This window comes from Sphingobium sp. OAS761, assembly GCF_024168485.1.
Taxonomy (GTDB): Bacteria; Pseudomonadota; Alphaproteobacteria; order Sphingomonadales; family Sphingomonadaceae; genus Sphingobium.
Genome location: NZ_JALJVY010000001.1, coordinates 331,713 through 345,484 on the forward strand (window position 1 = coordinate 331,713; position 13,772 = coordinate 345,484).

Annotated in this window: 10 protein-coding genes; 4 read left to right on the plus strand and 6 right to left on the minus strand. The window is 64.2% G+C overall.

What is annotated here, in order from left to right; genetic code table 11:
• Positions 1–118: 118 nt before the first annotated feature.
• The 4 genes from J3E64_RS01705 to J3E64_RS01720 form a co-directional block, all read right to left on the minus strand.
• Positions 119–1,123, minus strand: a complete 1,005-nt coding sequence (locus J3E64_RS01705; RefSeq protein WP_253338946.1) for a hypothetical protein — start codon at positions 1,121–1,123, stop codon at positions 119–121.
• Positions 1,124–1,216: 93 nt separating this feature from the next.
• Positions 1,217–1,396 (minus strand): hypothetical protein, encoded by a 180-nt coding sequence (locus J3E64_RS01710; RefSeq protein ID WP_253338948.1) that lies wholly within the window; start codon positions 1,394–1,396, stop codon positions 1,217–1,219.
• A gap of 22 nt (positions 1,397–1,418) precedes the next feature.
• On the minus strand, positions 1,419–1,691 hold the full coding sequence (locus J3E64_RS01715) for a type II toxin-antitoxin system RelE/ParE family toxin (RefSeq protein ID WP_253338950.1): 273 nt from the start codon (positions 1,689–1,691) through the stop codon (positions 1,419–1,421).
• On the minus strand, positions 1,691–1,867 hold the full coding sequence (locus J3E64_RS01720) for a stability determinant (protein WP_253338952.1): 177 nt from the start codon (positions 1,865–1,867) through the stop codon (positions 1,691–1,693). The genes J3E64_RS01715 and J3E64_RS01720 overlap by 1 nt, the downstream gene beginning before the upstream one ends.
• Before the next feature lie 557 nt (positions 1,868–2,424).
• Here J3E64_RS01720 and J3E64_RS01725 point away from each other — a divergent pair.
• Positions 2,425–3,186, plus strand: a complete 762-nt coding sequence (locus J3E64_RS01725) for a hypothetical protein (protein ID WP_253338954.1) — start codon at positions 2,425–2,427, stop codon at positions 3,184–3,186.
• Between the two features lie 43 nt (positions 3,187–3,229).
• On the opposite strand, the gene J3E64_RS01730 is transcribed toward J3E64_RS01725, so the two are convergent.
• Positions 3,230–3,424 carry a hypothetical protein gene (locus tag J3E64_RS01730; protein WP_192666396.1) on the minus strand — a complete coding sequence of 65 codons (195 nt, stop codon included), beginning with the start codon at positions 3,422–3,424 and terminating at the stop codon, positions 3,230–3,232.
• Positions 3,421–6,339, minus strand: coding sequence for an excinuclease ABC subunit UvrA (gene uvrA, locus J3E64_RS01735; protein WP_253338956.1), 2,919 nt, complete (start codon positions 6,337–6,339; stop codon positions 3,421–3,423). Before uvrA ends, J3E64_RS01730 begins: the two co-directional genes overlap by 4 nt.
• A 176-nt stretch (positions 6,340–6,515) precedes the next feature.
• Between uvrA and J3E64_RS01740 the strand changes: the two genes are divergently transcribed.
• The 3 genes from J3E64_RS01740 to J3E64_RS01750 all read left to right on the plus strand — a co-directional run bounded on the left by J3E64_RS01740 (position 6,516) and on the right by J3E64_RS01750 (position 13,692).
• Complete coding sequence (locus tag J3E64_RS01740; protein ID WP_253338958.1) at positions 6,516–9,896, plus strand: DNA methyltransferase; 3,381 nt, start codon at positions 6,516–6,518, stop codon at positions 9,894–9,896.
• A gap of 10 nt (positions 9,897–9,906) precedes the next feature.
• Positions 9,907–10,776, plus strand: coding sequence for a restriction endonuclease (locus tag J3E64_RS01745; protein WP_253338960.1), 870 nt, complete (start codon positions 9,907–9,909; stop codon positions 10,774–10,776).
• Between the two features lie 123 nt (positions 10,777–10,899).
• Positions 10,900–13,692, plus strand: coding sequence for a calcium-binding protein (locus tag J3E64_RS01750; RefSeq protein WP_253338962.1), 2,793 nt, complete (start codon positions 10,900–10,902; stop codon positions 13,690–13,692).
• Positions 13,693–13,772: the final 80 nt, after the last annotated feature.

Consider the following 13,772-nt stretch of genomic DNA (forward strand, 5'->3'; position numbering starts at 1 on the left):
GAAACAGGTGCCGCAAAGCGCCGTAGACCGTCGATTTGCGACTGTAGCCCGATCCCTATAGGCGATCGGTCCGGAAATAGCAAATGGGCGGGCGCGGGGGGCGTTCCGGCGGCGGCGATCATCCCGCCTGTTCGAGCGCCGCGAAGCCGAAAAAGGCGTCGCGGGCGCGGGCGGCGGCATCTTCATAGGGGCGGCGCTGCACGGCGGCGATGGCGGCCAGCGCCTGCTGTTCCTGCGTGGTCAGGTCGCGCTCATAACAATCTATGTCGTAGAGGCAGTCGCTCTCTTCGCCCGCGAAACCGGGCGGGGCGGGATAGTCGGTGCGCCAGGTTTCCCGCTCCTCATCCCACCATGTGCCGCGCAGGCGGGCGGCGGCTTCGTCGGGTGGAAGGGTGGCGCGATCGACGATGGGAGGGCGAAGTTCACACCGTTCATGGGTCGCGTGGGGATCGGCCCCTTTGCCGTTCTGCAACGCCATGCGCGCGGCGATGAAGAGCGCGGCGGAGGCTCCGGGAGAGAGGGCGGTGGCGGTGGCTTCGATGCGGTCGGGGAGGGCGGGATCGAGCGCGGCAAGATCGGCCAGGGCGGCTTCGTCCATGTCTGGCGCGTGCGCGTGCGCGGGGGCGGAGGCGGGCTGGTCCGCCTGATCCGCTATCCGGTCCTCCGGGCAGATGAGGTCGAGATAGGCGGCGAAATCCTGCGCGACGACGCGGGCGAGGGCGGCGTCGGAGCCTTCGGGCGGGGTGTCGGCCATGCGGTCGAGGCGGGAGAGCATCGACATGGCGAGGCGGTTATCGTGGCGGTGGCGGGTGATTTCGCCTGCGTCGGCGTCCTTGCGGATCACTTCCTCATGGCCGGTGAGGGCGCGGGCGAGCAGTTCGTCGGCGAGGCGCGCGCGGGCGATGAGGATGGCCGCGTCCCAGCCGAGGCGAAAGGCCGCGCCGTCGCGGCGGATGCGCAAGGCATAGGCCGAGCGCGGGGAGATGTGCGCGGCATCGCAGGCCGTGGTGATGACGCCGGTGGCGGCGAGGGTTTCAAGGAAGAGCCGTTGACGCGCGGGGCTCCAGCCGTCGGCGCGGACTTGATCGGCGGGGGTGGGGAGGGAGGAGAAGTGGTAGGACATGGCAAAGCTCCGCTTTAGGGAGGGTTTGCCCGGGAGGGTATCAGGGGTGAGGGGGTGTAGGACAGAACAAAATGGGAACAATGGCAGGAGGGGCTACCAGTTGCCGCCAGCGTCCTTGATGGCCTTGAGCAGCGCTTTTTTGGAGGCGGTGCGGCGCGTGCCGCTGTTGCGGGGCATGTCGGCATCGGTGATGCCGAGTTCGGCGCGGCGGCGGGCAAGTTCGCGTCCAAATTCTTCCATATTGATGGCGGGGCGCTTTGGCTTGTCAGTCATCGGTGCGCTCCTTTCTGTGAGGTCAGGGATATTGCTGGCGGGTGTGGAGGACAGCAATAACCTCTATGGCGTCGGTGGCGCGATAGACGAGGACGTAATTGGGTGTGACCAAGGCTTCGCGCGTGCCGGGCACTCGGCCGGTGCGGTACATATAGGGATGGGCGGGCAGGCGTTCGGCGGTGTCGCGGATGGCGTTACTAAGTCGCTCTGCGGCGGCCGAATTGTGCATTTCTATGAAGTCGATGATGGCTTCGAGGTCATCCAGCGCACCTTCCTCCCAGATCAATGGGAGCATCAGGCGTTCTTGCGCCGGTCTATGATCCTTTGCATCCGGGCCATGACCTCGTCATGCGGGATGCGGGGGGTTTTGGATGCCAGCCTCGCCTCGACCTTCGCCCGGAACCAGACGTCGTACGCCTCGGCTTCCTCGGTCGTCGCGAACTCGGACTCGATGGGGGTTAGTTTGGTCATCGGGGCAGTGTATAAAAGAAAGAGCGCAGGCGCAATTATTGCTGACGATTTGCGGGGACTGCGTCCGCGAAAAAGGGGGGCCGCATTGCGGCCCCAAGTGCTTCAAGATTCCCTCGCTGATCCAGCGAGGTAGCCTGGCGCTTCCCTTAGCGGGAGCGCCAGTGCGCGCTGACGTGTTCGACCCGACCGAAGCGGATGCGACTGTATGCTGAGACAAAGACCATGGGTCCATCTCCTCATAGATGGTTGATCCACACGGCCAAATGTGCGATTTCTAATGTGCTACAGAGAGATCGCGACGGCATGCCGTAGTGGCTTTCGGAGGCCGGCCCTTGGGTCGGCCTTTTTTTGCGGCTTTTCGGTGGCCGGCACCAGCAATTAACTCATTTCGATTGTCCTTTCTGTCGCGGCGATTCCGCGTTCGCTTCTTCCGACCAGACGATCTATGCAATAAAATACTGCGCCACTCAAGTGGCATTTACTGCGGACATCGCATTTTCCTTTATTTCGCGCGATCGACGCGTTATAGCGTTTCAACCGAAGAGGAGATAAAGCCAATGGCCCGAATTCGCAGTCCTAATTATCCTCAGATCAGCCTGCCGGCCGCGCTTGAGAGAGTCAGGTTGGTTTATAAAGTAGAGCGCCAAAATCGAATAGACCGTGACGATGCCCTCAAGCTTATGGGTTTTGGCGGATATAATGGCGCTTCAGCTGGAGTGCTTTCTGCACTGCTCAAGTACGGCCTTTTTGAAGATCTGGGCAGTCGTGAGATGCGCGTCAGTGATTTAGCCGTAAAAATCATTGTTCCGCATAACGACGAGGAGAAGGCGTCTGCCATTGCGGAGGCTGCGGCGAAACCGCCATTGTTTCAGGAGCTTGCAGAAAGGTGGCCTGACAACCACCCTTCCGAACATAGCTTAAGGACGTATCTCACTAGGCGAGGTTTTGCGGATAGCGCCCTTGAAAACGTAATCAAGTCTTATGCTGATACACTCGGTTTAGTGAACGCACTCAATCCGCAGTCCGCATTTGATGAAGAAAATGACGTTAGCGATCGCAAAGGTGTGCAGGTAGCCTCAGAAGCTTCGACAAGCACGGCCCCACCTGCGCCGAGCCCCACCCATTCGATAGCGCAATCGCAGCCCGTGAGCGAGGGGCCGGGTATGAATTTGGTCCGCGCAAAGGGAGGCTACGTTGTTTATTTGAGCGGTGCTGTTCTATCAAAAGAGCATGTGGACGAAGTGGTTACACTACTGTCTGCATTGAAGGCATCAATGCCAGACAAGGCAGCTATTTCCGAAGATGAACTTGAGGTTTAACTTCGGCCGAGCATCTTCACACGTTGCTTGTGGCGGCTGGTAATCACTCCGCCGCCACAGCCTCCATCCCCAGCAACGGCGCAAGATAGCGCCCGGTAAAGCTCCGGGCGTTCTTCGCGACCTTTTCCGGCGTGCCTTCGGCGACGACTTCGCCGCCTTTCACACCGCCTTCCGGTTGATCGCGTTCGACCGTCCCCCGGACGGTCTCGGCGCGATCAAATGTCGAGGATCCAGTCATTCTGCGGCCTCGGTCTTCGGCTGGGCCAAAAGGGGGGCGAGGTAATGGCCGGTGAAGCTGCGCGGCTCCTTGACGACCTGCTCCGGGGTGCCCGTCGCGACGATTTCACCCCCTTTTACCCCACCCTCTGGACCGAGATCGATTATGTAATCTGCGGTCTTGATGACATCCAGATTATGCTCGATCACGACCACGCTGTTGCCCTGTTCGACCAGGGCGTGGAGGACTTCGAGCAGTTTGCGGACGTCTTCGAAGTGGAGGCCGGTGGTGGGCTCGTCCAATATGTAGAGGGTCTGGCCGGTGGCGCGGCGGGAGAGTTCCTTGGCCAGCTTGACGCGCTGGGCTTCGCCGCCGGACAGGGTGGTGGCCTGCTGGCCGACCTTGATATAGCCCAGGCCCACTTCGGCGAGCATGGCCATCTTGTCGCGGATGGGGGGGACGGCCTTGAAGAATTCCACCGCATCCTCGACGGTCATGTCGAGCACGTCGGCGATGCTGTGGCCCTTGAACTTCACCTCCAGCGTTTCGCGATTGTAGCGGGCGCCGTGGCACACGTCGCAGGTGACATAGACGTCGGGGAGGAAGTGCATCTCTATCTTGAGCACGCCGTCGCCCTGGCAGGCTTCGCAGCGGCCGCCCTTGACGTTGAAGCTGAAGCGGCCGGGCTTGTAGCCGCGCGCCTGCGCTTCGGGGAGGCCGGCGAACCAGTCGCGGATGTTGGTGAAGGCGCCGGTATAGGTCGCCGGGTTGGAGCGCGGGGTGCGGCCGATGGGCGACTGGTCGATGTCGATCACCTTGTCGCAATGCTCCAGCCCCGTCACCTTGTCATGCGGGCCGGCGATGATGCGCGCGCCATTGAGCGCACGGGCCGACGCGGCGTAGAGCGTGTCGATGGTGAAGCTGGACTTGCCCGATCCACTGACGCCGGTGATGCAGGTGAAGGTGCCCAGCGGGATGGACGCGGTGACGCCGGTGAGGTTGTTGGCGCGGGCGTTGTGGACGGTGAGCTTCTTGCCCGTGCCTTTGCGGCGCTTGGCCGGCACCTCGATGCGGCGGGTGCCGTTCAGATAATCGGCGGTGAGGCTGTCCTTGTGCGCGAGGATCTGATCGAGGGTGCCCTGGGCGACGATGGCGCCGCCATGGACGCCCGCGCCCGGCCCCATGTCGACGATATAGTCGGCGGTGCGGATCGCATCCTCGTCATGCTCCACGACGATGACGGTATTGCCGAGGTCGCGCAGGCGTTTCAGGGTGACGAGCAGCCGGTCATTGTCACGCTGGTGCAGGCCGATGCTGGGTTCGTCGAGGACGTAGAGGACGCCCGACAGGCCGCTGCCGATCTGGGACGCGAGGCGGATGCGCTGGGACTCGCCGCCGGACAGGGTGCCGCTGGTGCGGTCGAGGTTGAGATAATCGAGGCCGACATTGTTGAGGAAGCCGAGGCGCTCCACGATTTCCTTGAGGATGGCTTTCGCGATCTGGTTCTGCTGGTCGTTGAGATGGGCGGGCAGGCGCTCGAAGAAGCCCAATGCGTCGACCACGGAGCGGCGGGTGGAGACGGAGATGTCCTCCATGGCGACCTTGACCGCCAGCGCTTCGGGCTTGAGGCGGGCGCCGTGGCAGGTCTCGCACGGCATGGCGGTCTGGTACTTGCTCAGTTCCTCGCGCATCCAGGCGCTTTCGGTCTGGAGCAGGCGGCGGTTCAGATTGCCGATGACGCCCTCGAACGGTTTCTTGACCTCGTAGGATTTCTTGCCGTCCTGAAAGCGCAGGGTGACGGGCTTGCCGCCGGTGCCGTGGAGGATGATGAGCTTCACCTCGCCGGAAAGGTCGGCCCAGGGCGTGTCGAGCGAGAAGCCATATTCGCGGGCGAGGGAGCCCAGGACCTGCATATAATAGGGGCTGGGCGGGTTGGACTTGGCCCAGGGGACGACGGCGCCCTTCTTGAGGCTGAGCGCTTCGTTGGGGACGACCAGTTCGGGGTCGAATTCCTGCCGTTCGCCCAGGCCGTCGCAGGCGGGGCAGGCGCCCATCGGGGCGTTGAAGGAGAAGAGGCGCGGTTCGATCTCGGGAATGGTGAAGCCGCTGACCGGGCAGGCGAATTTTTCGGAAAAGACGATGCGGTTGGCGGGGATGCCGGCGCCCTTCATCTTCTTGTCGAGGGAGGCGGCCTCCTCCTCGCGGCCGGGGACGACGCCGTCCGCCAGGTCGACATAGGCGAGGCCGTCGGCGAGCTTGAGCGCCTGTTCGAAGCTGTCGGCAAGGCGGGTGCCCATGTCGGGCTCCACAGCGAGGCGGTCGACCACGACTTCGATGTCATGCTTGTATTTCTTGTCGAGGGCGGGGGCGTCCTCGATCCCGTACATTTCGCCGTCGATGCGGACGCGGGTGTAGCCCGCCTTCTGCCACTCCGCGAGTTCCTTGCGATACTCCCCCTTGCGGCCGCGCACCACGGGGGCGAGCAGGTAGAAGCGCGTGCCCTGCGGCAGGAGCATCACGCGGTCGACCATCTGGCTGACCGTCTGGGCGCTGATCGGTTCGCCGGTGACGGGCGAATAGGGGATGCCGACGCGCGCCCACAGCAGGCGCATATAGTCGTAGATTTCCGTCACCGTTGCGACGGTGGAGCGCGGATTGCGGCTGGTCGTCTTCTGTTCGATGCTGATCGCGGGGCTGAGACCCTCGATATGCTCGACATCGGGCTTCTGCATCATCTCCAGGAACTGGCGCGCATAGGCGGAGAGCGATTCCACATAGCGGCGCTGCCCCTCGGCATAGATGGTGTCGAAGGCGAGCGAGGATTTGCCCGAACCGGACAGGCCGGTGATGACGACGAGGGAGTCGCGGGGCAGGTCGACGTCGACGCCCTTGAGATTATGCTCGCGCGCGCCGCGGACGGAGATGTGGGTCAGCATTCGCTATGGCTCTGCTTCTGGATGTGGGGAAGGCTCATGGGGTCCGTTCTACAAATGTTCCGGCGAAGAATCCAGAGGGGAAGATAGGAGCCGAACCGCCCAAATGCGAGAGCGGTTGCAAAAGCGCTTGGCGGTCAAGGCTGTTCCCCGTTAGCGTCGACGACAGAGGGGTGTTCGTGGACATAGAGCAATTCATCGACCGGTGGCGCAGCAACGAGGGCGGAGCCGAGCGTGCCAATTTCCCGCTGTTCCTGACCGAACTGGCGCAGGTGCTGGGCCTGCCCCAACCCGACCCGGCGGGCGCGACGCACGACCATAATGATTATGTGTTCGAACGGGCGGTGACGTTCCGCGATGCCGACGGCAAGACCAGCCATGGCCGCATCGACCTCTACAAGCGGGGCTGTTTCGTGCTGGAGGCCAAGCAGAGCCGCGAGCGGGGCGGGGGCAAGGAAGTGGCGCTGCCGGCGGCGCAGGCCGCGCTGCCCGGCATGGATGCAAGCGGCGCGCGCGGACGGCGCAGCGCCCATCGCGGCTGGGACGTGCTGATGCGCAATGCGCGCGAACAGGCGGAGCAATATGCCCGCGCCTTGCCCGCCGACCATATATGGCCGCCCTTCATCCTGGTGTGCGATGTGGGCCATGCCATTGAAGTGTTCGCCGATTTTTCGGGGCAGGGCCGCAATTACCGGCAGTTTCCCGACCGGGCGGGGTTCCGCATCTATCTGGACGACCTGACCCGGCCGGACATTCAGGACCGGCTGCGCGCGATCTGGACCGATCCGCACGCGCTGGACCCGGCGAAGCACGCCGCCGAAGTGACGCGCGACATCGCCAAAAGGCTGGCAAGCGTCAGCAAGCTGCTGGAGGATCGCGGGCACCGGCCCGAACCGGTCGCCCATTTCCTGATGCGCGTGCTGTTCACCATGTTCGCCGAGGACAGCGGCCTGCTGGCCGAGGGCAGTTTCCTGGACGTGCTGTCCGACGCCCGCAACAATCCCGACAGTTTCGCGCCGATGCTGGAAGAATTGTGGCGCACGATGGACACGGGCGGATTTTCCACGACGCTGCGCAAGGCCGTGCGCAAATTCAACGGCGGGCTGTTCGCGGATGTGAGCGCGATCCCGCTGCACAGGGAAGAGATTGGCGAGCTGTACGAAGCGGCCAAGCATGTTTGGACCGATGTCGAGCCGGCGATTTTCGGCACGCTGCTGGAACAGGCGCTGGACAAGGAGGAGCGCAAGCGGCTGGGCGCGCATTATACGCCGCGCGCCTATGTCGAGCGGCTGGTCGATGCAACGGTCATCCAGCCGTTGAAGGCGGAATGGGAAGGCGCGGTGCTGGGCACGGTGGAGCGTGAGCGGGAGGATGACCCGCAGGCGGCGATCCGCGCGGTGCATGATTTCCACGTCAAGCTGGCGCAGACGCGGGTGCTGGACCCGGCCTGCGGCACCGGCAATTTCCTGTATGTCGCGCTGGAACTGATGAAGCGGCTGGAAGGCGATGTGCTGGAAGTGCTGGCCGATCTGGGCGGGCAGGAGGCGTTGGCGCTGGAGACGGACACGGTGCATCCGCGCAATTTCCTGGGGATGGAGCTGAACCCGCGCGCCGCCGCCATTGCCGAACTGGTGCTGTGGCTGGGCTATCTGCAATGGCAGATGCGCAACAAGGCGACGATCAGCGACCCGGTGCTGGAGAAATTGTCCAACATCACCGCCATGGATGCGGTGCTGAGGCATGATCCCGAACGGCCAAAAGCGGACGGGACCGGCACCGAATTGCCCAATGCGCGGCGGCCCGAATGGCCGGAGGCGGATTATATCGTCGGCAATCCGCCCTTTATCGGCGGCAAGGACATCAGGTCACGTCTGGGCGATGCCTATGCCATCGCGCTGTGGAAGGCGAACCCCAAGATCAACAAGTCGGCCGATTTCGTGATGTATTGGTGGGACCGGGCGGCGGAGATGCTGGTGCGCAAGGGCACGCGGCTCAAGCGCTTCGGCTTCGTCACCACCAATTCGATTACGCAGGAGTTCAGCCGCCGGGTCATCGCGAAGCGAATGGAGGGGCGGCCGCTGGTCAGCCTGTTGATGGCGATTCCCGATCATCCGTGGACCAAGGCGACGCGCGATGCGGCGGCGGTGCGGATCGCCATGACCGTAGTGCAGGCGGGCAAGAGCGACGGGACGCTGCTGGAGGTGGTGTCGGAGAGAGGGCTGGACAGCGATGCGCCAATCATTGAACTGACGTCTGTCCCGGGCACAATTAATGCTGATCTGACCGTGGGAGCTAATCTATCTGCCACCGTCCCGCTCCTTTCGAACGAATGGCTGGCATCCCGTGGAGTGGCACCGCACGGTAAGGGCTTTGTCATTCGGGCAGTTGAGGTATCGGCGCTTGGCTTGGGCCAACGTGTGGACGCTGACATCAGGCTCCGCCAGTTCAGAAACGGGCGCGATCTAATGGCGCGCCCACGAGACGCTTGGGTTATCGATTTGGATGGTTTGTCCGAAAAAGACGTGCGTCGTGAGTATCCTGAAATCTATCAGCACTTGCTGGTGACGGTGAAGCCGGAACGTGAAAACAACAATGAACCATATAGGAGGGAAAATTGGTGGCTTTTCGGTCGCAAAAATACAGATCTCCGGGGGTTTTTGGCTAACATTGGCCGTTATATAGCAACCGCAGAAACTACAAAGTTTAGGATTTTCCAGTTTCTGGATAACGAAATATTGCCAGATAACACATTGGTGGCAATCGGGTTAGATCGTTCCGATATTTTGGGTGTTCTTTCTTCGCAAGTTCATACGACATGGGCTACAAATGCTGGTGGGTGGCTAGGGTTTGGAAACGATCCAAGATACTCTAAGACTCTCACCTTCGACCCCTTCCCCTTCCCCGACGCCACGCCTGACCAGCGCAGGATCATCGGCGACCTTGCCGAGGAACTGGACGCCACGCGCAAGGCGGTGCTCGCCGAGCAGTACGACCTTACCCTGACCGGGCTCTACAATCTGCGCGAGAAGCTGGTGAAGGGGGAGGCGTTCAGCGAGGCCGAGCAGGACCAGCGCCGCCGGGGGCGGGTGGACATCATTCACGAGCTTCATTGCCGGATCGACGATGCGGTGGCGGATGCCTATGGCTGGCCACGTGACCTGAGCGACGAGCAGATCGTCGAACGGCTGGTGGCGCTGAACGCGCAGCGCCATACCGAGGAGCAGCAGGGCAAGGTGCGCTGGCTGCGGCCGGACTATCAGATTCCCAGGGCGGGCCTGACGCAATTGCCGGTGCGCAAGGACACGCCCGAGCAGATCGAGGGGCTGTTGCCCGAGGCGAAGGCGAAGAAGCCGACCTTCCCCCGCGACGCCATCGGCCAGACGGCGGCGGTGCTGGATGCGCTGCGCGGCGGGGCGGTGATGACGGCGGAGGAGATCGCCGTCCGCCACAGCCAGGGACGCAAGGTCGAGCGGCGCATCGCGGCAACGCTGGAGGCGCTGGTGCGGCTGGGCCATGTCGCAGCGCAGGATGGCGGATACCGGCTGCGCAAGGCGGCGTGAGGAGACAGGCATGAGCGGGACATTGCCGAAATATGATGCGCTGATGCATCCGACCTTGCAGGCGCTGGCGGCATTGGGCGGTTCCGCTTCGGTCGAAGAGATACGCGGCTGGCTGGTGGACCATCTGCCGTTGAGCGAGGCGCAGATGGAGGCGACGCACGAAAAAAGCGGCAGCCTGATCATGCCGCACCGCATGGCATGGGCGCGCAGCTATCTGAAGATCGCAGGCATGGTATCAAGCGGCGGCAAGGCGATCTGGGTACTGACCGACGCGGGGCGTCATGCCTTGGCGCGGCCGGATGCGACGCTGCGTGCCGAGGTCCGCAAGCTGGTTGCAGCCCATGCAGCGCTGCGTCGTGCGGAGGCCGCCGCCGGTGACGCAAACGATCCCGACGACACAGCCAGCGCAGATCAGGCCGAATGGACGGACACGCTGCTCGCGACGTTGAAGGCCATGCCGCCCGACGGGTTCGAGCGGCTGGCGCAGCGGTTGTTGCGGGAGAGCGGCTTTGTGCGCGTCGAAGTGACGGGCAAGTCGGGCGACGGCGGGATCGACGGGTCGGGCGTGCTGCGCATGAACCTGATCAGTTTCCAGGTGCTGTTCCAGTGCAAGCGCTATGCGGGGTCCGTGCCGTCGTCCACCGTGCGCGATTTTCGCGGGGCGATGCAGGGGCGGGCGGACAAGGGGCTGATCATCACCACCGGCAGCTTCACCGCCGAAGCGCGCAAGGAAGCGACGCGCGACGGGGCACCGGCAATCGACCTGATCGACGGGGAGGCTTTGTGCGAATTGCTGCGCGAGCGGCAACTGGGCGTGCGGGTGCGGCAGGTGGTGCGCGAGGAGGTGGAGGTGCTGCCGGCTTTCTTCGACGACATCTGAATTCCCGATTTTGCATCCTGCCGCACGCCCAAAGGCGATAGGGGCTTGCGCTCGCCCCGCTTTCCGGCAGGATGACGGCCGGGTCGCTCCTTCCAATCACGGATTCGATGGAGTGTCGTTCGCATGCTGATCAAGCCTCTGGGCCCGGCCGCGCCCTTTTCCGGTCCGTCGCCGACGTTCGCCATATTGGCCAATGGCGATTATGCGTTCGTGTGGACCGGGGACTATCCGTCCGACAGCGACGGCAGCGACGTCGGCGTGCGCGCGCAGATATTCGGCGCGGACGGCACGGCGCGCGGCCCCGCATTCTGGGTGAACAGCACCACCGAAGGCTATCAGGTGGCATGGGGCGTGGATGCGCTGGCGAACGGCGGCTTTGTCGTGAGCTGGCGCGGGGCGTCGCCGCAGGATTATTATGGCGAAACCCAATATGCGCGGATATTCGACGCGGCGGGGAAGGCCGTCAGCCCCGAAATTCCGCTGGGCGATACATTCTATTATGCCGAGGACAGCACGATCCTGGCTCTGCCGGACGGCGGTTTCCTGTCGGCCTGGCATGAAGGGGATTTCGGCACGACATTTCATCTGCAACGGCACGATGCCGATGGCAATGTGGTTGCGCAGAACGACTATTTCGTGGGCGATTATCACTTCACGTCGATCCCGGAGGTGACGCTGCTGAGCGACGGGCGCTTTGTGGTGACATGGTCCGACCTGCTGCTGCTTTACGATTTCCGGTCGGAGATGATCGCCGGGCAGATTTTCGACGCGACGCTGAAACCCGTCGGCGAGACCTTCACCATCACCGGCGACGAGCGTGCCGCGTTGCCGCATAGCGTCGCCACCGACGATGGCGGTTTCCTGGCGGTGTGGGACGAAGGCATAATCGCGCGGGGCCGGTTGTTCGACGCACAGGGCGTGGCCATCGGCTATGATTTCGTGATCGCGCGCGACAATCCGGTCGGGCTGAGCGTCGAGGCGCTGGACTGGGGGTATCTGGTGCAATGGCGCACGGCGGGCACGCAGGCGGGGCAGCCGAGCTGGACGACGTCGCTGCTGATGCTGGACAGCGCCGGGCAGCCGGTCGCCGATGCGGTGGTGACCGCCGGCACGGGACGATATGAGATGCTGGCGGACGGATCGCTGGCCTATTTTTCCGAAGGCACGCGCCAGTACTTCGCGCTGCCGGTGGCGGGGACGGCGGGGGCCGACACCTTGATCGCCGACGATAGCGGGCAGGTGCTGCTGGGGCTGGGCGGCGACGACACGCTGACCGGCGGCGACGGGGACGACAGCCTGCATGGCGGCGACGGTGCGGACCGGATGGCCGGCGGAATTGGCGACGACAGCTATTATGTCGACGACGGGGACATCGTGACCGAGCGGCCGGGCGAGGGCACGGACACCGTCTATGCCGTCTATGGCGGGACGCTGTCCGACAATGTGGAGAATCTGGTCTTTCTGGGCGGGGAGGTCTCTCCGGGGCCGGGCAGCGGCCGGGGCAACGCGTCGGACAATGTGCTGGACGCGTCGCTGGCCGAGCCCATTCCCTTTCCGCGCCAGGCGCCGGTCATCTACCTGTATGGCGAGGGGGGCAACGACACGCTGATCGGGTCGGACCGCAATCTGGACGTGCTGGACGGCGGCACCGGCGCCGACATCATGATGGGGGGCGCGGGCGCCGATACCTATTATGTCGACAATGCCGGCGACCGGGTGATCGAGGGCAATAGCGACGACAGCGCGCGCTATTACACCACCGTCTATAGCGACGGGCGGGTGGAAAAGACCTATTATACCGTGGCGGGCGACCTGGTGATCGCGACGATCGACTACAGCCTGCCCGCCTTCGTCGAGCGGCTGAGCCTGGGCGGGTCCGGCGGGCTGAACGGCACGGGCAACAAATGGGCCAACATCCTGACCGGCAACGACGCGGCCAACCGGCTGGACGGCGCGGGCGGGGCGGACGCGATCTACGGGCAGGGGGGCAATGACCTGCTGATCGGCGGCGCGGGCGACGACGAACTATATGGCGGCACGGGCGACGACCGGCTGAGCCCGGGTGCGGGCAACAACCTGGTCGACGGCGGGGCAGGCAGCGACACGCTGGTGATGGCGGGCAAGGCGGCAAGCTACGGCTTCATCGCCAACGCCACGACCGGGGTGCTGATCGGCGCCGAGGGCATGGTGCGCTTCACCAATGTGGAAGCGGTGCAGTTCAGCGACGGCACGATGGCGGTGGCCGACCTGTCGGCATCGCTGGGCGGGTTCGACGCGCTGCGCTACGTCGCGGGACAGAAGGACCTGATTGCCGGCATCGGGCCGGATGCGGCGGCGGCGACCAGCCATTATCTGAACCATGGCATCGACGAGGGGCGCGACGTGACCCGGTTCGCGCCGTTGCAATATGTGGCGGGCCATGCCGACCTGCGCGCGGGGATCGGGGCGGACGCGGCGGCGGGGACGCGGCATTATCTGCAATATGGCGCGGCCGAGGGGCGCAGCGACGCGCGGTTCGACGGGCTGCAATATGCGGCGAGCTATGGCGACCTGTCGGCCGTGTTCCGCACCGATGCGGAGGCGGCGGCGCGGCACTATATCCAGTATGGCGCCAAGGAGGGGCGGTCCGCCGACGCGTTCGACGGGCTGCGCTATGTGGCGTCCAACCCGGACCTGATCCTGGCATTGGGCGATGACGACGACGCGGCGGCGGCGCACTATATCCAGTTCGGGCGGGGCGAGCATCGCGCGACGGCGAGTTTCGACGCGCTGGCCTATGCGGCGGCGAACCCCGACCTGGCGCGGGCGTTCGGGTCGGACGTCGCCAAACTGACCGAACATTATGTCGATTACGGCTATTTCGAGCATCGCAGCACCGGCTTTGCGCCCGCGCCCGAACCGGTGGTGGCGGGCTGACCCGCGCACTGGACCTGCGATGAACGACATGGCCACGGATCATTCAGGGCCGATCAGGCATTTAGGCGCAGATCGAAGGG